This window comes from Modestobacter sp. SYSU DS0657, assembly GCF_054050925.1.
Window position 1 is genome coordinate 118,152 of record NZ_JBJHAG010000003.1, and the last position, 21,118, is coordinate 139,269.

At 74.0% G+C, this 21,118-nt stretch carries 22 protein-coding genes; 11 read left to right on the forward strand and 11 right to left on the reverse strand.

Going from position 1 to position 21,118, the window contains the following annotated elements; genetic code table 11:
* Nucleotides 1-20 precede the first annotated feature (20 nt).
* The 4 genes from ACI79A_RS03310 to ACI79A_RS03325 are packed head-to-tail and all read right to left on the reverse strand — an operon-like array spanning nucleotide 21 to nucleotide 4,493.
* Nucleotides 21-710 carry an ABC transporter ATP-binding protein gene (locus ACI79A_RS03310; RefSeq protein WP_457079898.1) on the reverse strand — a complete coding sequence of 230 codons (690 nt, stop codon included), beginning with the start codon at nucleotides 708-710 and terminating at the stop codon, nucleotides 21-23.
* Nucleotides 710-2,422, reverse strand: a complete 1,713-nt coding sequence (locus ACI79A_RS03315) for a branched-chain amino acid ABC transporter ATP-binding protein/permease (RefSeq protein WP_457079900.1) — start codon at nucleotides 2,420-2,422, stop codon at nucleotides 710-712. Before ACI79A_RS03315 ends, ACI79A_RS03310 begins: the two co-directional genes overlap by 1 nt.
* The gene (locus ACI79A_RS03320; RefSeq protein ID WP_457079902.1) at nucleotides 2,419-3,615 is read right to left on the reverse strand and encodes a substrate-binding protein; all 1,197 of its coding nucleotides are present in this window, start codon (nucleotides 3,613-3,615) and stop codon (nucleotides 2,419-2,421) included. Before ACI79A_RS03320 ends, ACI79A_RS03315 begins: the two co-directional genes overlap by 4 nt.
* On the reverse strand, nucleotides 3,612-4,493 hold the full coding sequence (locus ACI79A_RS03325; RefSeq protein WP_457079904.1) for a branched-chain amino acid ABC transporter permease: 882 nt from the start codon (nucleotides 4,491-4,493) through the stop codon (nucleotides 3,612-3,614). The genes ACI79A_RS03320 and ACI79A_RS03325 overlap by 4 nt, the downstream gene beginning before the upstream one ends.
* A gap of 267 nt (nucleotides 4,494-4,760) precedes the next feature.
* On the opposite strand from ACI79A_RS03325, the gene ACI79A_RS03330 reads away from it, so the two are divergent.
* From ACI79A_RS03330 to ACI79A_RS03350, 5 genes are all read left to right on the forward strand, one after another.
* Nucleotides 4,761-5,348 (forward strand): TetR/AcrR family transcriptional regulator, encoded by a 588-nt coding sequence (locus ACI79A_RS03330; protein WP_457079906.1) that lies wholly within the window; start codon nucleotides 4,761-4,763, stop codon nucleotides 5,346-5,348.
* Nucleotides 5,349-5,401: 53 nt separating this feature from the next.
* Complete coding sequence (locus ACI79A_RS03335) at nucleotides 5,402-5,569, forward strand: hypothetical protein (RefSeq protein ID WP_457079908.1); 168 nt, start codon at nucleotides 5,402-5,404, stop codon at nucleotides 5,567-5,569.
* Nucleotides 5,570-5,786: 217 nt separating this feature from the next.
* Nucleotides 5,787-7,631, forward strand: coding sequence for an acyl-CoA dehydrogenase (locus tag ACI79A_RS03340; protein ID WP_457079910.1), 1,845 nt, complete (start codon nucleotides 5,787-5,789; stop codon nucleotides 7,629-7,631).
* A gap of 67 nt (nucleotides 7,632-7,698) precedes the next feature.
* Nucleotides 7,699-7,908, forward strand: a complete 210-nt coding sequence (locus tag ACI79A_RS03345; RefSeq protein WP_457079912.1) for a hypothetical protein — start codon at nucleotides 7,699-7,701, stop codon at nucleotides 7,906-7,908.
* Nucleotides 7,909-7,927: 19 nt separating this feature from the next.
* Nucleotides 7,928-8,113, forward strand: a complete 186-nt coding sequence (locus ACI79A_RS03350) for a hypothetical protein (protein ID WP_457079914.1) — start codon at nucleotides 7,928-7,930, stop codon at nucleotides 8,111-8,113.
* Here the strand turns inward: ACI79A_RS03350 and ACI79A_RS03355 are convergent.
* The 4 genes from ACI79A_RS03355 to ACI79A_RS03370 are packed head-to-tail and all read right to left on the reverse strand — an operon-like array spanning nucleotide 8,110 to nucleotide 11,762.
* Nucleotides 8,110-8,733 (reverse strand): response regulator, encoded by a 624-nt coding sequence (locus ACI79A_RS03355; RefSeq protein WP_457079916.1) that lies wholly within the window; start codon nucleotides 8,731-8,733, stop codon nucleotides 8,110-8,112. The two genes, ACI79A_RS03350 and ACI79A_RS03355, sit on opposite strands and share 4 nt — an antisense overlap.
* Nucleotides 8,730-9,932 (reverse strand): sensor histidine kinase, encoded by a 1,203-nt coding sequence (locus ACI79A_RS03360; RefSeq protein WP_457079918.1) that lies wholly within the window; start codon nucleotides 9,930-9,932, stop codon nucleotides 8,730-8,732. Before ACI79A_RS03360 ends, ACI79A_RS03355 begins: the two co-directional genes overlap by 4 nt.
* A 37-nt stretch (nucleotides 9,933-9,969) precedes the next feature.
* On the reverse strand, nucleotides 9,970-10,797 hold the full coding sequence (locus ACI79A_RS03365) for an ABC transporter permease (protein ID WP_457079920.1): 828 nt from the start codon (nucleotides 10,795-10,797) through the stop codon (nucleotides 9,970-9,972).
* Complete coding sequence (locus ACI79A_RS03370) at nucleotides 10,794-11,762, reverse strand: ABC transporter ATP-binding protein (RefSeq protein ID WP_457079922.1); 969 nt, start codon at nucleotides 11,760-11,762, stop codon at nucleotides 10,794-10,796. Before ACI79A_RS03370 ends, ACI79A_RS03365 begins: the two co-directional genes overlap by 4 nt.
* 180 nt (nucleotides 11,763-11,942) lie before the next feature.
* Between ACI79A_RS03370 and ACI79A_RS03375 the strand changes: the two genes are divergently transcribed.
* Together ACI79A_RS03375 and ACI79A_RS03380 are read left to right on the forward strand one after the other, a co-directional pair.
* Nucleotides 11,943-12,833, forward strand: a complete 891-nt coding sequence (locus tag ACI79A_RS03375; protein ID WP_457079924.1) for a 3-methyladenine DNA glycosylase — start codon at nucleotides 11,943-11,945, stop codon at nucleotides 12,831-12,833.
* Between the two features lie 17 nt (nucleotides 12,834-12,850).
* Entirely contained in the window at nucleotides 12,851-13,687 is an 837-nt protein-coding gene (locus tag ACI79A_RS03380; protein WP_457079926.1) for a tyrosine-protein phosphatase, read from the forward strand.
* Nucleotides 13,688-13,853: 166 nt separating this feature from the next.
* On the opposite strand, the gene ACI79A_RS03385 is transcribed toward ACI79A_RS03380, so the two are convergent.
* Together ACI79A_RS03385 and ACI79A_RS03390 are read right to left on the reverse strand one after the other, a co-directional pair.
* Nucleotides 13,854-14,009 carry a hypothetical protein gene (locus ACI79A_RS03385; RefSeq protein WP_457079928.1) on the reverse strand — a complete coding sequence of 52 codons (156 nt, stop codon included), beginning with the start codon at nucleotides 14,007-14,009 and terminating at the stop codon, nucleotides 13,854-13,856.
* A 235-nt stretch (nucleotides 14,010-14,244) separates the two neighbouring features.
* Nucleotides 14,245-15,957: a phosphoenolpyruvate--protein phosphotransferase gene (locus tag ACI79A_RS03390; protein WP_457079930.1), complete on the reverse strand. Its 1,713-nt coding sequence runs from the start codon at nucleotides 15,955-15,957 to the stop codon at nucleotides 14,245-14,247.
* A 234-nt stretch (nucleotides 15,958-16,191) separates the two neighbouring features.
* On the opposite strand from ACI79A_RS03390, the gene ACI79A_RS03395 reads away from it, so the two are divergent.
* Genes ACI79A_RS03395 through ACI79A_RS03410 form a run of 4 tightly spaced genes read left to right on the forward strand, consistent with a single transcriptional unit; the run spans nucleotide 16,192 to nucleotide 20,454 of the window.
* A complete protein-coding gene (locus tag ACI79A_RS03395; protein WP_457079932.1) occupies nucleotides 16,192-16,965 on the forward strand; it encodes a DeoR/GlpR family DNA-binding transcription regulator in 774 nt (257 codons plus the stop codon).
* Complete coding sequence (locus tag ACI79A_RS03400; protein WP_457079935.1) at nucleotides 16,962-17,990, forward strand: 1-phosphofructokinase family hexose kinase; 1,029 nt, start codon at nucleotides 16,962-16,964, stop codon at nucleotides 17,988-17,990. Before ACI79A_RS03395 ends, ACI79A_RS03400 begins: the two co-directional genes overlap by 4 nt.
* Before the next feature lie 16 nt (nucleotides 17,991-18,006).
* Complete coding sequence (locus ACI79A_RS03405) at nucleotides 18,007-20,160, forward strand: PTS fructose transporter subunit IIABC (protein WP_457079937.1); 2,154 nt, start codon at nucleotides 18,007-18,009, stop codon at nucleotides 20,158-20,160.
* 33 nt (nucleotides 20,161-20,193) lie between these two features.
* Nucleotides 20,194-20,454 carry an HPr family phosphocarrier protein gene (locus ACI79A_RS03410; protein WP_457079939.1) on the forward strand — a complete coding sequence of 87 codons (261 nt, stop codon included), beginning with the start codon at nucleotides 20,194-20,196 and terminating at the stop codon, nucleotides 20,452-20,454.
* A 121-nt stretch (nucleotides 20,455-20,575) separates the two neighbouring features.
* Here ACI79A_RS03410 and ACI79A_RS03415 read toward each other — a convergent pair whose 3' ends face one another.
* Nucleotides 20,576-21,037: an SRPBCC family protein gene (locus ACI79A_RS03415; RefSeq protein ID WP_457079941.1), complete on the reverse strand. Its 462-nt coding sequence runs from the start codon at nucleotides 21,035-21,037 to the stop codon at nucleotides 20,576-20,578.
* Nucleotides 21,038-21,118 lie beyond the last annotated feature (81 nt).

Here is a 21,118-nt window from a genome sequence, read left to right on the forward strand (position 1 = left end):
AGGGGCGGGTACGAAGGTGGTCAGGTCACGACGAGCAGGTCGGTCAGCCGGGACGGGTCGGCGCGGAGGTCGGCGACGGGCGTGTCCAGCACGACCGCGCCCTTGACCATCACCACGATGCGGTCGCAGGCCCGCAGCGGGATCTCCGGGCCCTGCTCCACCAGGAGGACGGCGACACCGGAGTCGGCCACGGTCCGCAGTGCAGCGATCGAGTCGTCGACCACCGAGGGCTGCAGGCCCTGGGAGAACTCGTCGACGGCGATCAGCCGGGATCCCGCCAGCAGGGCGCGGGCGAGCCCGACCTGCTGCTTCTGTCCACCGCTGAGCGTGCCGGCCGCCTGGTCGACCCGGTCCCGGAGCAGCGGGTAGATCGCCTCCACGTCGACCGGCGGCCGGTAGCCCCGACGGGTGGCCAGCCGGAGGTTCTCCCTGATCGTTAGGTCCGGGAAGACACCGCGGTCGTCGGGCATGAGGGTGAAGCCGGCCCGGGCCATCAGTTCAGGCCGGCCCGCGGGCACCGCGGCCCCGTCGATCCGCACCTGACCGGAGAACACCCGGCACAGTCCGAACAGGCTCTTCAGCAGGGTGGTCTTGCCGACGCCGTTGCGGCCAAGAATCCCGACGATCTCACCGGGTTGCACCTGCAGCGAGAGGTCGTTGACGATGCGGGTGTCCTTGTAGCCACCGGTCAGCGAGGACAGTTCGAGCATCAGGCCACCCCCAGGTAGGCGCGTCGCACTTCGTCGTGGGCGGAGACCTCCGCCATCGAGCCCTCGACCAGGACCCGGCCGTCCGCCAGCACGACGACCCGGTCGGCCAGCTCGCGGACGATCTCCATGTCGTGCTCGACCGCGATCAGCGTGCAGCCGGTCCGTTCCGCGACCTCCCGGAGCGTCCGGGCGAGCGCGATCGAGTCCTCGTGCGAGAGCCCGGCGGCCGGCTCGTCGAGCAGCAGGATCCGCGGCCCCCAGCAGAGCACCATCGCCAGCTCCAACGCCCGCCGATCGGCCAGGGAGAGTTCGCTGGCGGGCGCGTCGTCGGCGGAGCGGAACCGGTCGAGGAGCGGGAGGGAGACCGGCTCCTGCACCGCCTCGGCCCGCGCGATCGCGAGGTTCTGCGCGGGCGTGAGGTCCAGGAACACGCTGGGAACCTGGAACAGGCGCCCCAGGCCCAGCCGAGCGCGTTCGTACGGCGCCCGGGTCGTCACGTCCTGCCCGGACAGGTGCACACGTCCCTGCTCGGGCAGGTGCTCGCCGGCGAGGACGCCGAGGAAGGTGGACTTCCCGGCACCGTTCGGCCCGATCAGGCACACGACCTCCCCACTGGCCACGCGCAGGTCGATGCCCTTGATGACCGGGACGGGTCCGAAGTCCTTCTCCACGTCGTGGACGTCGACCGCGGGGGCGGTGGCGTCCACCGGTAGGAGCCCGGTCACGGGGCGCAGCGCGCCGGTCAGCAGCGCACCGCCGGCCGCCTTCTCCCGCATGGGCCTGCGGAGCAGGGTGCGCCCCAGCCCGACCAGCCCCTCCGGGGCGAACCGGACGACGAGCAGGAACAACACCCCCATGAGCAGGAGGTACCAGCTGCCCAGCAGGTCGCCCAGCGTCTGCTCGCCCAACGTGACCAGCCCCGCGCCGAGGAACGCGCCGGAGATGGTTCCCAGACCACCGACGGCCAGCCAGACCAGGACCTCCGTGGACAGCACGATGCCGGCGGCCGATGGTGAGACCAGGCCCATCACGGGCGCGGCGACGGCGCCGGCCACCGCGCTCACCGCGCCGCTCACCGCCAGGGCCGTCGTCTTGACCCGGCGCGGGTCGATGCCCAGGTGCTCGGCGCGCTGCTGGTCGGTCCGGACGGCGAGGAACCGCCGTCCGAGTGGCCCGCGCAGCACGACGAACCAGACGACCAGCACGGTGACGACCACGACCGCGGCGGTCCGGTAGTAACTGCCGACGACGCCGCTGCCGGAGAACACGACCAGCCCGTTCGTGCCGTTGGTCAGCGTCGTCCAGGACCGTGCCCCCTGGCTCATGACCAGCGTCAGAGCGAGGGTCAGCACCGCCATGGTCGCCGGCATGGCGCGCCGTCCGAGCCCGGCCAGCCCCACGAGGACCGCCACCAGCGTTGCGGCGAGAACTCCGGCAGCGCCGCCCAGGACCATCGGCAGGCCGTGGGCCGCGGCGATCGCCGAGCCATAGGCGCCGATGCCGAAGAAGGCCGCGTGACCGATGCTGACCACGCCCGCCCGGCCCCAGGCGATGTCGAGACCGAAGGCGAACAGGCCGTAGACCAGGGCCAGGGTCAGCAGTGCCAGGGGGTAGGGCAGCAGGACGAAGGGGGCCGCGGCCAGGGCCAGGACCGCGGCGGCCAGCGCCACCGCGTGTCCGGCCCCGAACCGGCCGCGCAGGTCGGAGATCACCCGCAGTCCTTCGTCTGGTCGTCCTCGACGACGCCGAGCTCCTCCTGGACCCGGTAGGCGCCCCCGTCGATCCTGGTGAGGAACATCGGCGCCTGGCTCACGTGGTCCTCCGCGTCGAAGCTCACCGTCCCCGTGAGGCCGTCGTGCTCCAGCTGCCCCATCTGCTCGCTCACCGCGTCGGCGTCCGTGGAGCCCGCCTGCTCGAAGGCCTCGGCGATGAACCGCATGCCGACGTAGGCGTTGCCGGCCACCCCGGAGATCGGGTCCTGGGTGTCATACGCCTCGCGGTACCGCTCGACGAAGGCCTCGTTGGCCTCACCCGGGGCCTGGTCGGTGTACCTGACCACCTGGGTCCGGCCGTCCAGCAGGGCGCCGAGGCCGGGGTAGAACTGCTGGTCCACCGACGTCCCGGTGAGGCCGCGGCCCTCCAGCAGCCCGAACTGGTCGGCCTGCTTCACCAGCGAGACCGCGTCGCCTCCGACGACGGCGGAGAGGATCCAGTCGGGGTCGGCGTCGGTCAGCTTCCTGATCACCGGCTGCCAGTCCGAGGTCCCGAGCGGGGAGTACTCCTCGGCCACAACGATGCCGCCGGCGGCCTCGACCAGCCCGCGAGCCGTCTCGTGGTAGGTGCGCGGGAAGACGTAGTCATTGCCGACGAGCGCCACGTCCGGCCCGAACTGCTCGATCATCGTCGGCACCAGGTCGGTCAGGAGCTGGGCGGGGGTCTCGCCGAAAGGCCAGAAGTGCGGGCTGCAGAAGTCCAGCGCGGTGGCGATCGCCTGGGACATCGGGACACCGGCCTGCTCGGCGACGTTCGCCACGGCGATGGTCGTGTCGTCGGTGATCGTCCCGAAGACGTAGTCGACCTCCTCCTGCTGCACGAGCCGCTGGGCCGCCTGGGTGGCGGTGGCCGGGTCGGCCTGGTCGTCGAGGAACACGACCTCGACCGGCTGACCGAACACCCCGCCGTCGGCGTTGATGTCCTCGATGGCCAGGTCGAAGCCCTGCTTCATCGCGAGCCCCTCCGGCGCCGCGGGGCCGGTCACCGGTGCGAGGAAGCCGATCCTGAGCGGCTCCTGGGCGCCGCCCTGCTCGGCGTCACCTCCTCCGCCGCCGATCGAGCCGCCGCATGCCGAGAGCGCCAGCAGCAGGGCGCTGCCGCCGGCCAGCGCGACCCGACGCGAGCCGGTCACGCGACGTTCCGAGTTCTTGTGGACCACGAGGGCAACCTCCAGGACAGGCCCGCGGGGCGGGCGGCGATGAGGACGACGAGAGCGGCGAAGAAGAGGAGCTCGGCGACGGTCTCGGTGAAGTACCGCCGCAGGAGCGAGGACAGGAGGGCGACGACGAACGCACCGGCCACCGGGCCGGTCAGCGAGCCCGGGCGGCCGACCAGGACCGCGAAGAACGCCGGGGCGAGGAAGGCGACCCCCATCCCCGGGGTCAGGCCGAGCGTGGGGCTCTGCAACGCGCCGGCCAGCACGGCCAGGACGGTGCCGACGGCGAACGTGCCGGCGATCATCAGCCGGGGCGGGATCCCGAGCACCGCGGCCATCTCGCGGTTGCCGATCGAGGCCCGCAGCTTGAGACCGAGGGTGGTGCGGTAGACCACCAGCAGGGCGAGCACGACGACGGCCAGGGAGACCCCGGTGGCCACCAGCCGGTAGGTCGGGAACGGCACGCCGAACACCTGGGTACTGCCCACGACGGGCGCGTCGACCGACCGCGGCGTCGCCCCGAACACGGCCTCGGCCAGCTGCCGGAGGACGATGCCCAGGCCCCACATCGCCAGGAGGGTGGCGAGCATGCCCCGGCTGTACAGCTCCCGGAGCACGGACCACTCGGCGAGCAGGCCCAGCGCGACGGCGGCCAGCACCGCCACGAGCACCCGTGGGACGAAGGGGACGGGTGCCAGCGCGTACATGAGGTAGGCGCCCACCATCACCAGGTCGCCGTGCGCCACGTTGACCACGCCGAGCTGGCCGAAGACCAGGCCGAGGCCGAGCGCGAGCAGCGCGTAGAACCCGAAGAGGTTGGCGGTGGACAGCGCGAAGGAGATCAGCGAGTCCACGGGCGTCCGCCGTCCCGGTCACCGACGCCGCCGCGCGGCCCCGTTCTGTGCGACAGCTGCATCGGAGCGGTCCACCTCGCGTTCAGCCCGGCCGGATCGCGGGCTGGGGCCCGCGCCCGACGTCCTGGTCCGGTGCCCGGGCTGGCGGACCAGGCCGGGCAGTGCGAGGAGTCTGGGAAACAGCGCTACGTCATCGCCGCAAAGCGGTAACAAACACTGCTTAAGTTCCCACTTCCCTGACACCAGGTCGGGAGGGAGCGGGGAGCCATGGCCCGGAGCGACGCGGCGGAGAACGTCGAACGGCTGTTGCGCGCAGCACGGGACGCTGTCGCGGCCGACGGGCCGAGCGTGGGGGTGCGGTCGATCGCCGACCGAGCCCAGGTCGGCATCTCCACGCTGTACCGGCACTTCCCCGACAAGGGCAGCCTGATCGACGCCGTCTCCGTACAGCGGTGGGGCGAGATGAACGAGCTGGCCCGCCAGCCGGTCGTGGCTGGTACCGCACTCTCACGGATCGTGCAGCTCACCGACACCTTCTCCCGCATGGTGAGCGCGGACAACGGCTTCATCGCGGCGGCCGGCATCCGGATCGGACGGGTGCCCGCCCCCATCCACGGCCCGAAGGCTGCCTTCGACGCAGCCATGGCGGACCTGTGGGTCCAGGCCCAACGGGACGGCGAGGTGCACCGGCACGCCGACCCCCGGGACCTCATGGAGCTGACCGGGGCGATCCGGGAGCGCACCCGTCGGGCGGCCCAGCTGCGACTGCTGGTCCAGGGCGTCTGTGTCCGACCCGAGGAGGGAATCGCCCTCCTCGCCCGGCACCTGCGCACCCCGGATCCCACTTACCTCTGACCGGTCCGATCGGGCCGCTCCCCAGCGGATCGGCGGGCGCGCAGACTTGGGCGATGAACACGCCTGCATCTGACGACGCCCGCGACGTCGGTCCGCTCGGCAGCGCCGCCTCGCCGTCCCCCGGTGACGACGACGCCGACGGGATGGCCGGGCCGGTGAGCCCGCCGCCGGAGACCGAGCCCGACGCTTCCCGGGACGGCGGCTCCGCAGACCCCGACTGACCCGCCGCGCCACCCAACCCTCCTCGCTTTCGGCGCGGAAAGCGGGGTCGAAGTCCTCGCTTTCCGCGCGGAAAGCGAGGAGGGGGCCACCGCTTTCGGCGCGGAAAGCGGGGACGGGGCGCGAGGTGCTTGCTCCCGGTTACCAGCCGGTAATAGCGTTTGTTACCCGCGGGTAGACCGCCCGTGCCGACCGGCCCCGCACCCAGGAGCGCTCTGCATGAGCCACTACACGGCCAACCTCCGCGACCTCGAGTTCAACCTCTTCGAGTTCCAGAGCACCAAGGACCGGTTCGGCACCGGACCCTTCGAGCAGATGGACGCCGAGACCGCCCGCGGGGTGCTGGCGGAGGTCCGGCGTCTCGCCGAGGGGCCGCTGGCGGCCTCCTTCGCCGACGCCGACCGCAACCCGCCGGTCTTCGACCCGGTCACGCACTCGGTGACGCTCCCGGAGTCGTTCAAGGAGTCGGTCCGGGCGGTGGAGGCCGGCGAGTGGTGGCGGCTGGACCTGCCCGAGGAGCTCGGCGGTTTCGGCGCCCCGTTCAGCCTGCGCTGGGCGGCCTTCGAGATGATCCTCGGGGCCAACCCGGCGGTGTTCATGTACGGCTCGGGCGCGACCTTCGCGGCGATCCTGCACTCCCTCGGCACCCCGGCCCAGCAACGCCTGGCCGAGCTGATGATCGAGCACCTGTGGGGCGCGACCATGGTGCTCACCGAGCCGGACGCGGGCTCCGACGTCGGTGCCGGGCGGGCCCGGGCGGTGCAGCAGCCCGACGGGTCCTGGCACATCACCGGGGTGAAGCGGTTCATCTCCTCGGCCGAGCACGACCTCAGCGACAACATCGTCCACCTGGTGCTGGCCCGCCCCGAGGGCGCCGGCCCGGGCACCAAGGGGCTGTCGCTGTTCGTCGTCCCCAAGTTCCACGTCGACCTGGCCACCGGCGAGCTCGGCGAGCGCAACGGCGTGCACGTGACCAACCTCGAGAAGAAGATGGGGCTGAAGGTGTCCACCACCTGCGAGCTCACCTTCGGGGACGGACCGGTCCCGGCCAAGGGCTGGCTGGTCGGCGACGTGCACGACGGCATCGCCCAGATGTTCACGGTCATCGAGTACGCCCGGATGTTCGTCGGCACCAAGGCCATCGCCACCCTGTCGGCGGGCTACCAGGTGGCCCTCGCCTACGCCAAGGAGCGCGTGCAGGGGGCCGATCTCACCGCCACATCGAAGGACGCCCCGCGGGTCACGATCACCCACCACCCCGACGTCCGGCGCTCGCTGATGCTGCAGAAGGCCCACGCCGAGGGCATGCGGGCGCTGTACCTGTACACCGCCACCTTCCGCGACCAGGTGATGGAGGCCGAGGCCGCCGGCACCCCGGACAGCCCGGAGGCCGTGCTCGCGGCGAAGGTGAACGACCTGCTGCTGCCGGTGGTGAAGGGGTACGGCTCCGAGCGGGCCACGCAGCTGCTCACCAGCGAGTCGCTGCAGACCCTGGGCGGCTCGGGCTACCTGCAGGACTACCCGGTCGAGCAGTACATCCGCGACTCCAAGATCGACACCCTGTACGAGGGGACGACGGCGATCCAGGGCCAGGACTTCTTCTTCCGGAAGATCGTCCGGGACGGCGGGGTGGCGCTGACCTGGCTGGCCGAGCAGATCCAGGCCACGGTCACCGCCGACGCGGGCAACGGCCGCCTCAAGGAGGAGCGGGCGCTGCTCGGCACCGCCCTGGGCGACGTGCAGGGGATGCTCACCGCGATGTTCGGTCAACTCACCGCCGCGAACGAGGACCGCACGAAGCTCTACGAGGTGGGTCAGAACACCAGCCGGCTGCTGCTGGCGGTCGGTGACCTGGTCACCGGGTGGCTCCTGGTCCGCCAGTCGGAGGTGGCGCTGGCCGCGCTCGCCGGTGACGTGTCCGAGCGGGACCGGCACTTCTACGAGGGCAAGCTCGCCGCCACCCGCTTCTTCTGCAGCCAGGTGCTGCCGAAGCTGACCAGCGAGCGGTACCTCGCCGAGCACACCGACAACGCGCTGATGGAGGTCGACGAGGCGGCGTTCTGAGCGCGACCGCATGGCCGGGGGGCGGGCTGGGCATGGCCGCAGGGACGACGCACCGAGGAGGACAGCGATGAGCCAGCCACAAGGCAGCGACCGCATCCAGCAGGACGTGCCGACCGCATCGGGCACCGGCGACAACAGCAGCAGCGGCACCGACTCCTTCGCCGACGTGCCGTTGACGGCGGACGAGGCGATCGCCCGGGACGCCGCCTCCGACGACGAGCAGCCCGCGCGGACGCCGACCGAGCCCTCGCTCGCCCAGCGCGCCGACCCGTCCTGACCCCACCCGAGGAGACCCCGTGACCGAACCCAGCGACAGCGGCTACCACGACTCCCCCGCCACCTCCGACCCCGACGGCGACCTGGTCGACGGCACCCCCGGCCACGACCGCGGTGACGGCGGGGAGAAGGACACCGTGCTGCTCACCGACGACGCGGCCCAGCGGGACGACGAGCTGACCCGCCCCGGCAACTCCGGCTCCTAGATCCAGCCGTGCCGGCGCGCGGCCTCCACGGCCGCGTGCCGGTTGCCCGCCCCCAGCTTGGCGGCGGCCGCCGACAGGTAGTTGCGCACCGTGCCGGCCGAGAGGTGCGCGCGGGCGGCGATCTCCTCGACCGGGGCGCCGCCGGCAGCGAGCTCCAGGACGTCGGCCTCCCGCGGGGTCAGCGGGCTGTCCCCGGCGCTGATCGCCTCCGCGGCGAGCTCGGGGTCGACGTAGCGGCCACCGCGGTGGACGGTGCGCACCACCTCCACGAGCACGGGGGCGCTCACCGTCTTGGGGAGGAAGCCCCGGACGCCGGCCTCCAGCGCCCGCTTCAGGTGCCCGGGCCGGCCGTGGCCGGTGACGATCACCAGTTCGCACGCGGGCACCACGGTGCGCAGCTCGCCGGCGACGCCGATGCCGTCGCGGTCGGGCATCTGCAGGTCCAGCACGGCGACGTCCGGCGTGTGCGCCCGCGCCATGGCCACGGCCTCGGCGCCGGAGGACGCCTGGGCGACCACCTCGACGTCGTCCTCCAGCCCGAGCAGGGCGGCGAAGGCGGAGCGGACCAGGTTCTCGTCGTCGGCCAGCAGCACCCGGATCACCCTGTCCCCTCTGCTCACGCGGCACCCCCGGCGGGCAGCGTGGCGGTGAGGGTGAACCGGTCGCCGTGCCGGGCGGCGTCCAGTGACCCGCCGGCCCCGGCCAGCCGCTCGCGCAGTCCGGTCAGCCCGGTGCCGGGCCCCGGATCGCTGGTCACCCCGTCGTTGGTCACGGTCAGCCGCACCTCGCCTCCGTTCCGCTCGAGCCTGATCGTGCAGTCACTCGCGTCGCTGTGCCGCAGCACGTTGGTGACCGCCTCCCGGACCACCCAGCCCAGCGCCGCCTGCACGGCCTCGGGCAGCTCGCCCGCGGCGTCCTCACCCTGCACCGTGCAGAGCGCCCCGGCGGCGCGCAGCACCGAGCGCGCGCCGACCAGCTCGCCGGTGAGGTCGGTGCTGCGGTAGCCGCGGACCACCTCCCGCATCTCCTTCAGCGACTCCTCGGCGATCCGGCTGATGTCCGCGACCTCGTCGGCGGCCTCCGGACGCGACCGGCGCACCAGCTCACCGGCCAGCTGGCTCTTCACCGCGATGGCCGACAGGTTGCGGCCCATCACGTCGTGCAGGTCGCGGGCGAACCGCAGCCGCTCCTCGGCGACGGCCAGCTGCAGCTGCACCCCCCGGGTGTGATCCATCTCCTCCACCACGTCGAGCACCCACACGGAGAAGCGGAAGGCCAGCACGGTGGCGTAGACGACCACGGCCAGCACGGCACCCAGGGCCGCGGCAGCGCCCACCGGGGCGCCGTCGGCCACTGCCGCACCGCCGCCCAGGGCGCTGATCACCAGACACGGCACCACGAGCCGACGGGTGCGCCACACGGTGGTGCAGGCGGTGAGCACCATGCCCGGCGGCATCACCAGCGCCCAGGGCCCCTCCGGCGTGTACTGCCCACCCGTGGCCGACCACGCCCCGGCAACGCCGGTCACCAGCGCGACACCGAAGGCGGCCGCCACCAGCAGGACCGGCACGTGCCCGGAGTGCCGGTGGGCGTCGAGTCCCCGCGCAGCGAGCGCGATGGCGACGACCGCGGTGACCAGGCAGCCGCCGAGGAAGACCGCGACGCCGAGCGCCGGTGCGCTCGTCGACACCGGGGCGACGAGGGCGAGGGCGAACAGCGGCAGCCCGGCCCCCAGCCACACGTAGAACGACCACCGGGTGTAGAGGTCGATCCGCTGCGGCGCCGTGCGGCTGCTCCACCAGCGCGAGACGGTCGGCACGGCGGTCATGCTGCCCTACCGGCCGGCACGCCCGAACTCACCGACGTGGTGCCCACCGGAACCCACGCCGTGCCGCGATCGCGCCGACGACCAGCCAGCCACCGAGCACCGCGAGCGGGAAGCCGGCGTGCGGCCAGACGCTGCCGTCGACGGCGTCGCCCTGCCAGGTCTGGCCGGCCAGCCCCAGCTCCAGCAGCTCGACCACGGGGGTGAGCGGCAGGAACCGGGCGATCGCGCCGAGCGTGTCGGGCAGCACCGACAGCGGGTAGAAGACCCCGGACAGCCCGGTGGACACCACGATGATCGGCAACGTGGTGATCTGCGCGGACTCCGGCGTGCGGGTGAAGCTCGTGCTCGCCGCGGCCAGCACCACCATCAGCAGCGTCCCGGCCAGCAGGGCGAGCAGCGGCAGGACGACGTCGGCAGGTGCCGCCCACTCGCCCAGCAGCACGACCCCGACGGCGACGACCACCACCTGGCCGAGGGTGACGAACACGGTCGGCGCGGCGGTGCCGGCGAGCACCTCGACGTCGGTCAGCTCCCCGGTGCGCATCCGCTGCAGCACCAGGTCCTCGCGCCGGGCGACGTAGGTGGTGACCATGTTGTAGTAGGTCAGCATCACCAGGCTGATGCCGACGGCGGTCACCAGCAGCCGGGCGCCGAAGGGGAACTCGCCCGCGTCGAGCCCCAGGGCCGGCACGGCCGCGACGAAGAGCAGCGGCAGGACGACCGAGTTCACCAACGCGGTGCGGTTCCGGCCCAGCAGCCGGGTCTCGGCCGACGCAAGCGACCACACCCGGGAGAGCCGGGACGGTCCGCTCGCGGGGCGGTCGAGGGTCCGGTGATCGGGGGTCACGGCGCTCATCGGTTCTCCTCCGGGGTTCCGTGCGGGTCGGTGCCGTCGGCGACGGCGAGGAAGGCCTGCTCGAGCGAGCCGGCGCGGGCCAGCAGGGTCCGCAGGACGACCCCGTGCGCAGCGGCCCAGGCCAGCAGCTCGGCGAGCACCGGCTGCAGCGCGCGGGTCCGCCACTCGACCCGCTGGCCCTGGCTGATCACCTGCACACCGGCGGGCACCGGCGGCTCGGGTGCGTCGTCGTCCAGGCCGAAGCGGATGGTCGCCGGCTGGGTCTCGGCGATCTCGGCCTGGGTGCCCGACAGCACGACCTGCCCGGCGCGCATGATCGCGACCCGGTCGGCGAGCTCCTCGGCCTCCTCCAGGTGGTGGGTCGTCAGCAGCACCGCGGCACCCTCGGCCACCAGCCCCTGGACCAGTTCCCAGACGCGCCGGCGGGACTCCGGGTCCAGGCCGGTGGTCGGCTCGTCCAGGACGACGACGGCGGGCCGGCCGAGCAACGACAGCGCGAGGTCCAGCCGCCGCCGCTCGCCGCCGGAGAGGCTGCGCACCCGGACGTCGGCGCGGTCGGTGAGCCCGACCTGGGCCAGCGCCTCGACGACGGGCCGGGGCGCGGTCAGCGTGCCGGCCCAGGCGCGCAGGGTCTCGGCGACGGTGAGGTCGCCGGGCAGGCCGCTGGCCTGCAGCAGCACGCCCAGGTGCGGGCGGACCCGCGCCCGGTCGGCGACCGGGTCCATGCCCAGCACCCGGACGGTGCCGCCGCCGGCGGGAGCGAGGCCCTCGAGCACCTCCAGGGCGGAGGTCTTGCCGGCGCCGTTGACCCCGAGGAGGGCGAGCACCTCGCCGGGGTGGACCTCGAAGGAGACGCCGCGCACCGCCGCGAAGTCGCCGTAGCTGCGGCGCAGGTCGCGGACCTCCACCGCGGGCGCGGTGCTCGGCCCGGACGGCGGCGGGATCGGTGGGGCGGTGGGCTGCACGGTCGGCCTCCTCGGGTGCGCGGCCGGCCACCGTCGGGCCGGTCTGACGAACGCACCTCCGACGGTGCCGGGGCCCCCGGCCCGGCACAGGTGCCGGCTGTCACCAGCTGCGCCCCCCGGCTCACCGGGCACCCGTGACACGTGTCAGGGGTACCGGGTGCACCGACCTACCCTGGGCCGGTGCACCCGCTGCTCGACACCGCGCCGACGGTGCTGCCCGAGCAGGAGTGGCGCGCCCGGGAGACGGCGCACCGGGCGCGGATGGACACCTGGCTGGTGCCGCACGCCGAGCGCCGGCGGGCCGGGGTCGCGCACCCGGTGCTGGACTTCCTGTTCACCTACTACTCCGAGCCGCCCGGCCGGCTGCGCCGCTGGCACCCCGGCGTGGGCGCGGTGCTCAGCGGGCAGGCCGCGGGCGAGCGGCTGACCTGGCCGCTCTACGCGGAGCTGCCGGGCGGCGTGGGCCTGGACCGCCCGGCGTTCCTGGCCAAACGGCGCACTGCGGTCGGCTGGATCGAGGGGCTGCTCGGCGGCACCGCCTCCCGCCCCGGCCAGTTCGGCTGCTTCGGCCTGCACGAGTGGGCGATGCTCTACCGCCCCGAGGACGGCGAGGTGCGCCACCCGCTGCCGCTGCGGCTGGGCCAGGCGGGCACCGACGCGGTGGTCGACTCCCACCGGGTGCAGTGCAGCCACATCGACGCCTACCGCTTCTTCACCCGCGCCGGCGCCCCGCGGAACACGCTGCGGCCCACCCGGGAGACCCAGCCGCTGATGGACCAGCCCGGCTGCCTGCACGCCACCATGGACCTCTACAAGTGGGCGTACAAGCTCAGCCCCGCCGTCCCCGGTGAGCTGCTGGCGGACTGCTTCGCGCTCGCGGCCGAGGTGCGGGAGCTGGACATGCGCGCGTCCCCCTACGACCTGACCGCGCACGGGTACTCCCCGGTGGCGATCGAGACACCGGAGGGCAAGGCCGAGTACGTGGCCGCCCAGCGCGGCTTCGCCGCCCGCGGCGCGGTGCTGCGCGCACGCCTGCTGGCCGTCTGCCGGGAGCTGCTGGACACGGCGTGACGTCGTACGGTCAGCGGGTGACCTCCACCCGCACCGACCGCTGGCTGCACCTGGACGGGACGACGAACACCCGCGACCTCGGTGGGCTGCCCACCGTCGACGGCGGGACGACGGCGTTCGGCCGGGTGCTGCGCAGCGACAACCTGCAGACCCTGAGCGATGCCGACGTCCGCACGCTGGTGGAGGAGGTGGGGCTGACCGACGTGATCGACCTGCGCACCACCGCGGAGATCCTGATGGAGGGCCGCGGCCCGCTGCGCGCCGTCGACACGGTCACCCACCGGCACTTCACGCTGCTGCCCGAACGGGGTCTGCGCACCGATGTCTTCGCCGCCGAGGAGGACGACGAGGAGATCCGCGCCCACCTCCCCGCGGACTGGGCGGAGTCGGTGCTGCCCCGCCAGGCGGCCCCCGGCGACGAGGGCGAGCCGCCCGCCGTCCGCTCCTACCTCGGCTACCTGACCGACAGCGCCGAGAACGTGCTCGCCGCGCTGCGGGCGCTGACCGCCGGTCCGGGCGCCGCCGTGGTGCACTGCGCGGCCGGCAAGGACCGCACCGGGGTGGTGTCGGCGCTGGCGCTGGCGGTGGCCGGCGCGACCCGGGAGGCGATCATCGCCGACTACGCGCAGACCGCGGAGGTCATCGAGGCGCTGGTGGCCAAGCTGCGGCAGAGCCCCACCTACGCCGAGGACATGACCACCCGGGACGTCGCCAGCCACACGCCGAAGGCCGAGACGATGCGCCGGGTGCTGGAGCTGGTCGACCAGCGGTGGGGCGGTCCGATCGGCTGGCTGGAGCAGCACGGCTTCGGCGCCGAGGAGCAGGCCGCGCTCCGCGCCCGCCTCCGCGACTGAGACCTCCCCCGTACCAGGCATAAGGGGGGGCGGCGGAGGCACCGGGCCCGGACAGCAGACGACCCCGGCTCCCGCTGGGAGTCGGGGTCTGCTGCGTTCCTGCGTCCGGCCCCCTCACCGGGCCCCGCCGCGAGCTCGCGAGTGGCGGGGGGTGAGGGGTCCTTCGTCAGCGCAGGAGGTTGCTGAACTGGCTGCTGTTGGCCAGGGTCAGCAGCTCGTCGCGCATCGCCGGGCTGCTGGTGCGGGCGACGGCGGCGTCGAGGGCGCGTCGCGTACGCGCCGCCTGCCGACGCTGCCGCCAGCTGGAGGTCACGCTGCTCATGGTGGTGCCTTCTCTCCGTGGTCTTCCGTGGGTGTTACGCCTGCATTAAACCAGGCGCGCTGCCGTGTATTCCATCGGAAACAAGGTCGTGTCGCTGAGATTGCCGATGATTCACTCATCCCGAGGGGTGACGGCCATGGATACGTCACCCAGCGGTCACCGACCAGCCGATCACTGAACGCAAACGGGCCCCGCCGGTCAGTGACCGACGGGGCCCGCCCAGGGCGATCCGCCCTCAGGAGGCGAGCACCTCGCGCACGGCAGCACGGGCGGACTGCGGGTCCGCGGCAGCCAGGGCCGCCTCGGCCGCCCGCTGACAGGTCGCGAGGTCGACCGTCGCTAGCCGGCCACCCACCCCGGCGATGGAGGAGGCGGCGCAGGAGAGCGAGGAGATCCCCATCCCGACCAGCACGCAGGCCAGCACGGCGTCGGCGGCGGCCTCGCCGCACACGCCGACCGGCTTCCCGGCGCGCTCACCGGCGGCGGCGGCCGCCTGGACCAGAGCCAGCAGCGCGGGCTGCCAGGGGTCGGTCAGGTCGGCGAGGTCGGCGGAGAGCCGGTCGGCGGCCAGCGTGTACTGCGACAGGTCGTTGGTGCCGATGGACAGGAAGTCCAGGTGCTCGAGGAACCGGTCGGCGAGCACCGCCACCGAGGGCACCTCGACCATGACGCCGGGCGACATGCCGCGCTGCCGCACCTGAGCGGCGAACTCGGCGGCCTCGGCGACCGTGGCGACCATCGGCGCCATGACCCAGGGGCTGGTGCCGGTGCGCTCGGCGGCCTGCGCGATCGCGTCGAGCTGACGGGCGAGCATGCCCGGGTCACGGCGAGCGGTGCGCACCCCGCGGACGCCGAGGGCCGGGTTGGCCTCGTCCGGCGGGGTGGCGAAGGGCAGCGGCTTGTCCGAGCCGGCGTCCAGCGTGCGGATGACCACCTTGCCGCCGGGGAAGGCTTCCAGCACGGCGGCGTAGATGTCGGCCTGCTCGTCGACGGTCGGCTCCTCGGTGCGGCCGAAGAACGCCAGCTCGGTGCGGAGCAGCCCGACACCCTCGGCGTGCGCGTCGCGGGCGGCGCGGGCACCGGCGCCGTCCTGCACGTTGGCCAGCACCTGCACCCGGTGCCCGTCCCGGGTGACCCCGGGTCCGCGGTAACCGGACAGCGCGGCCGCCACCTGCCGGGCCTCCTCGACGCGCGCCTGGGCCTCGGCCGGGTCGGGCTCGACGGTCACGGTGCCCTGGTCGCCGTCGACCAGGACGGTGGCCCCGACCGGCACGTCGCCGAGCCCGCCCACGGCCACCACGCAGGGCAGCCCGAGCTGCCGGGCGATGATCGCGGTGTGGCTGGTGGCCCCGCCGAGGCGGGTGGCCAGCGCGATGACCCGGCTGGTGTCCAGGCCGGCGGTGTCGGCCGGCGCGAGGTCGTCGGCCAGCAGCACCGAGGGCGTCTCCGGCGCCGGCACGCCCGGCTCCCCCTGGCCCGTCAGCTCGGCGACGATGCGGTTGCGGACGTCGCGGATGTCGGTGACCCGCTCCGCCATGACCCCGCCGAGACCGGTGAACAGCTCGATGAACTGCTCGGCCGCGCTGACGGTGGCCACCGGCGCGGTGGCGCCGTCGCCGATGCGCTGCTCGACCGCGGACAGCAGGCCGCGGTCGCGCGCGAGCTGGGCGGTGGTGCTCAGCACCTCGGCGCTCACGCCGGTCGCCGCGGCGGCACGGGCGGCCAGTCGCGCGGCGACCGTCTCGGCGGCCACGGTGAACCGGTCCTTCTCCTCCGCGCGCCGCTCCTCGGGCACCCGGGGCCCGGCGGTCTCGGGCAGCTGCACCTCCCCGACCGGACGCACCACGGGCCCGACGGCCACCCCCGGCACCACGGGGGTGCCCGTCAGCACGGCCGGTGCCGCGAGGTCGGCCGGGTGGATCCCGGTTCCGGTGGAGGAGGAGGACATCGGGGCCTCACTGTCTGCTCGGGCCTGTGGGCGCGGGGTGGGGGTCCGGCGCGCAACAACGCTGGTGCGTCCGGTGACCAGAGTCACCAATCAGGCTTGACTTGTCAATTGATCCCACGTAGAACAACACAAACGGACCGCAGATCCCACACGATCGGGCACTCCGTCGCCGTGGTCCCCGAGCCTGCGTGATCCCCGAGCCTGCCGTGATCCCCGAGCACGAAGCACCCGGAGGTGGACGTGTACGCGGAGGAGCGGCAGCAGGCCATCGCCGGGTTGGTCGTCCAGCGGGGCCGCGTGGCGGTCACCGCGGTCGCCGAGCACTTCGGGGTGACGACAGAGACCGTCCGCCGCGACCTCGCCGTCCTCGAACGCGCGGGGATGCTACGCCGGGTGCACGGCGGCGCCGTGCCCGTGGGCACCCTCGCCGTCGTCGAGCCGGGCCTGGGCGAGCGGCGCAGCACGCGCACCGACGCCAAGCGCCGGATCGCCGCCGCGGCGCTGGCCCTCCTGCCGCCCGCGAACGGCAGCGCGATCCTCGACGGCGGCAGCTCCACCGCGACGCTCGCCGAGCTGCTGCCGCCCGACCGCTCGCTCGTGGTGGCCACGAACTCGGTGCCGATCGCTGCCCGGCTGGCCGGCGCCCCGGCGGTCACCCTGCACGTCCTGGGTGGACGGGTCCGCGGCATCACCCAGTCGGCCGTCGGGGAGTCGACCGTGAGCGCGCTCACCGACCTGCGCGCCGACGTCGTCTTCCTCGGCACCAACGGGATCAGCGCCGGGCACGGCTTCTCCACCCCCGACGAGGCGGAGGCCGCGGTCAAGCGCGCGATGGCCCGTGCCGCCCAGCGGGTGGTCGTGCTCGGCGACAGCAGCAAGCTCGGCCGGGAGCACCTGGTGCGCTTCGCGGCCGTCGAGGACGTCGACGTCCTGGTCACCGACGACGAGGCCGACCCGGCCGTCGTCGCCGAGCTCGAGTCGCAGGGGATCGAGGTGCTCGTGGCATGAGAACGCACACCACACCGCAGGGGCGGGTGGTCACGCTGACCGCCAACCCCAGCCTGGACCGGACGATGGACCTGCCCGGACGGCTGGAACGGGGCGTGGTGACCAGGCTGGGCGGCAGCTCCACCGAGCCCGGCGGCAAGGGCGTGAACGTCTCCCGCGCCGTCGCCGCGGCCGGGGCCGACGTCGTCTCGGTGCTGCCCGCGGCCGACGACGACCCGCTGGTCCGGGCACTGCAGGCACTCGGCCTGCCGCTGGCGACCGTGCCCATCGGCACCCCGGTGCGCACGAACTACACGCTCACCGAGCCCGACGGCACGACGACGAAGCTGAACGAGCGGGGCGCCCCGCTGGACGACGCGGCGCTGGTCGCCCTGCAGGCCACGCTGCTCGAGCACGCCCGGACGGCGCGCTGGGTCGTGCTGTCCGGCTCGCTGCCCCCCGGCGTGCCCGGCGACTGGTACGCCACCCTCGTGCGCGCCCTGCGCGGCACCGGTGCGCGGATCGCCGTCGACACCTCCGAGGGGCCGCTGCTGGCGCTGCTGGCGGCCGGCCCGGAGGCCGCGCCGGACCTGCTCAAGCCGAACACCGAGGAGCTGGCGCAGCTCGCCGGCCTCCCCGAGGCCGCGGTCGCCGACGACCCGGACGCCGCCCTCGCCGCGGTCGCCACCCTGCACCGGCGCGGAGTCGCGGAGGTGCTGCTCACCCTGGGTGCCGACGGTGCGGTGCTCTCCACCGCCGACGGCGGGCTGTGGTCGGCGCGCCCGCCGCGGGTCGCGGTGCGCAGCACCGTGGGCGCCGGCGACTGCAGCCTGGCCGGCTACGTGCTGGCCGACCTGGCCGGCGAGGAGCCGGCCGAGCGGCTGCGCACCGCGGTCGCCTACGGCACGGCCAGCGCCGCGCTGCCCGGCTCGGCGGTGCCGGCGCCGGCGCAGATCGACCGCGCCGCCGTCTCCGTCACACCCGGCCTGCCCGGCCACCCAGACCCTGCCGCGGCCGTTCCGGCCACCGGCGCCGACGCCCACTGACCCCGGGGGAACGACCATGCCCGAACTGATCACGACCGACCTGGTGGCGCTCGACGCCGACCTGGGTCCCGACAAGAACGCCGTCGTGCACCGGCTGGCCTCGGTGGTCGCCGGGGCCGGCCGGGCCACCGGTGCCGAGGCGCTGGCCGACGACGCGCTGGCCCGGGAGGCGAAGGCGGCCACCGGGCTGCCCGGCGGCATCGCCATCCCGCACTGCCGCTCCGCGGCGGTCACCGAGGCCTCGCTGGCGTTCGCCCGGCTCGACCCGCCGGTCGACTTCGGTGCCCCCGACGGCCCCGCCGACCTGGCGTTCCTCATCGCCGCCCCGGAGCACGGCGACGCCGACCACCTGACGCTGCTCACCGCGCTGGCCCGCGCCCTGGTGCGCCCGGAGTTCACCGCGGCGCTGCGCGCGGCCCGGACGCCGGAGGAGGTGGTCGGCCTGGTGCAGGACGTCGTCTCCCCGGCGGAGCCTGCCACCGGGACCCCTGCCACCGGGACCCCGGCCGCCGAGGCGCCGGCGCCGCAGACCCCGGCGCCGGTCGAGCCGGAGCGGGCCCGCCGCAGCATCGTGGCGGTCAGCGCCTGCCCCACCGGCATCGCGCACACCTACATGGCCGCGGACAAGCTGACCGTCGCCGCCCGCGAGCTCGACGTCGACCTGCACGTGGAGACCCAGGGCTCGTCGGGCTCGACCCCGCTGGACCCGGCGGTGATCCGGAACGCCGACGCCGTCATCTTCGCCGTCGACGTCGGCGTCAAGGACCGGGACCGCTTCGCCGGCAAGCCGCTCGTGCAGTCGGGCACCAAGCGGGCGATCAACGAGCCCGCGGTGATGATCCGCGAGGCGCTGGCCGCCGCCGACGACCCGAACGCCCGCCGGGTGCCGGGCACCGCCGCCGACGGCGCCACCCCCGCCGCGACCGGCGACCGGCCCGGTGTCGGGTCGGAGATCCGCCGCTGGCTGCTCACCGGCGTCAGCTACATGATCCCGTTCGTCGCGGCGGGCGGCCTGCTCATCGCGCTGGGCTTCCTGTTCGGCGGTTACCAGATCGTCAACGCCGACCCGGCCACCGACGGCGCGCAGAGCTACGCGCTGAACTGGGCGCTGAACAACCACTTCTTCGACCTGCCCAGTGCCGGGGGCATCGAGGGCCTCAACGACGGGTTGCTCGGCTACCTGGGCGCGCTGTGCACCGTGCTCGGCCAGGCGGCGTTCGGCTTCCTCGTGCCGGCGCTGGCCGGCTACATCGCCTACGCGATCGCCGACCGGCCGGGCATCGTCCCCGGCTTCGTCGTCGGCGCGGTCTCCCTGACCGTGGGCGCCGGCTTCCTCGGCGGCCTGGTGGGCGGCATCATCGCCGGCTTCGCCGCGCTGTGGATCAGCCGCTGGAAGCTCCCCGCCTTCGCCCGCGGTCTCCAGCCGGTGGTGATCATCCCGCTGCTGGCCACGCTGATCTCCAGCGGGATCATGGTCGTCCTGCTCGGCCGGCCGCTCGCCCTGGCCCTGGAGGGGCTGGGGGACTTCCTCAACGGCCTCACCGGTGCCGCGACCATCCTGCTCGGGATCATCCTCGGCCTGATGATGTGCTTCGACCTCGGCGGTCCGGTGAACAAGGCCGCCTACGTCTTCGCCACCACCGGGCTGACCGCGGCCATCGCCGGCGACGGCGGCCGGCAGCAACTGGTCATCATGGCCACCGTGATGGCGGCCGGCATGGTGCCGCCGCTGGCGATGGCGCTGTCCACCGCGATCCGGCCCAGGCTGTACACCCCGGCCGAGCGGGACAACGGCAAGGCGGCGTGGCTGCTGGGCGCGTCCTTCATCTCCGAAGGCGCGATCCCGTTCGCCGCGGCCGACCCGCTGCGGGTGATCCCGTCGATGATGCTCGGCGGCGCGACCACCGGTGCCATCGTGGCCGCGAGCGGGGTCGAGCTGCGGGCTCCGCACGGTGGCTTCTTCGTGCTCTTCGCGATGTCCGGCATCGCGATGTTCGTGGTGGCCGTCATCGCCGGGATGATCGTCGGCGCCCTCGCGGTCACCATCGCCAAGAGCATCGGCCGAACCCCCGAGGTCGGCCCCGGTGCCGACCTCACCACCGACGTGGCCGGCGGCCCCGGCGCCGGGAGCTCCCCGGCGCAGCCCGCCGTCGCCCGACCGGCACACTGATCACCAGCACCCGACCACAGAAGGCAGGCACCGATGCCCTCCAAGACCGTGACCGTCGGCTCCGCCGTCGGTCTGCACGCCCGCCCGGCGGCGCTCATCGCCGAGGCCGTCACCAAGTCCGGGGTGCCGGTCACCCTGGCCGCCCCCGGCGGCAACCCGATCGACGCCGGCTCGCCGCTGATGATCATGACGCTGGGCGCCAAGCAGGGCACCGAGGTCACCGTCAGCAGCGACGACGAGGCGGTGCTCGACCGGATCGCCGGCATGGTCGCCAGCGACCTCGACGCCGACTGAACGACCCCTCTGCCCCCCTCCTCGCACGCTCGCGGCGGGACCCTGCAGAGGGGCCGCTCCAGCACGTCACCGCGGCGCCCGCCCCTCGACCGAGGGGGCGGGCGCCGTCGTTCGTCCGGGCTCAGCCCTCGCGCGGGACCTCGCCACGCCAGGCACCGGTCTCGGTGCCACGGCTCTCGATGAACTCCTTGAAGCGCTTCACGTCGGCGCTGATCTGCCGGTCGTCGACGCCGACGGCAGCGCCGACCTTCTCCACGACCCCCTCGGGCTCCCAGTCCAGCTGGACCATCACCCGGGTCGTGTTGTCGCTGATCTTGTGGAAGGTGACCACGCCGGCGTGCTTGGCCTCGCCGTCGGTGCTCTTCCAGGCCACCCGCTCCTCGGGGTGCTGCTCGGTGATCTCCGCGTCGAACTGGCGCTCCACGCCACCGATCTTGGTGACCCAGTGGGTGTGCCGGTCGTCGAGCTGGGTGATCCGCTCGACGCCGTTCATGAACTGCGGGAACGACTCGAACTGGGTCCACTGGTCGTACGCGGTCCGGATCGGGACGTCGACGTCGATGGACTTCTCCACGGTGGCCATGTGGGCGTTCCTCCTCTGCTCGGGATCATGCCGTCGAGGGAGCGCCCTACCCGATCGCACTCAGCCGGACACCCGGGGTCA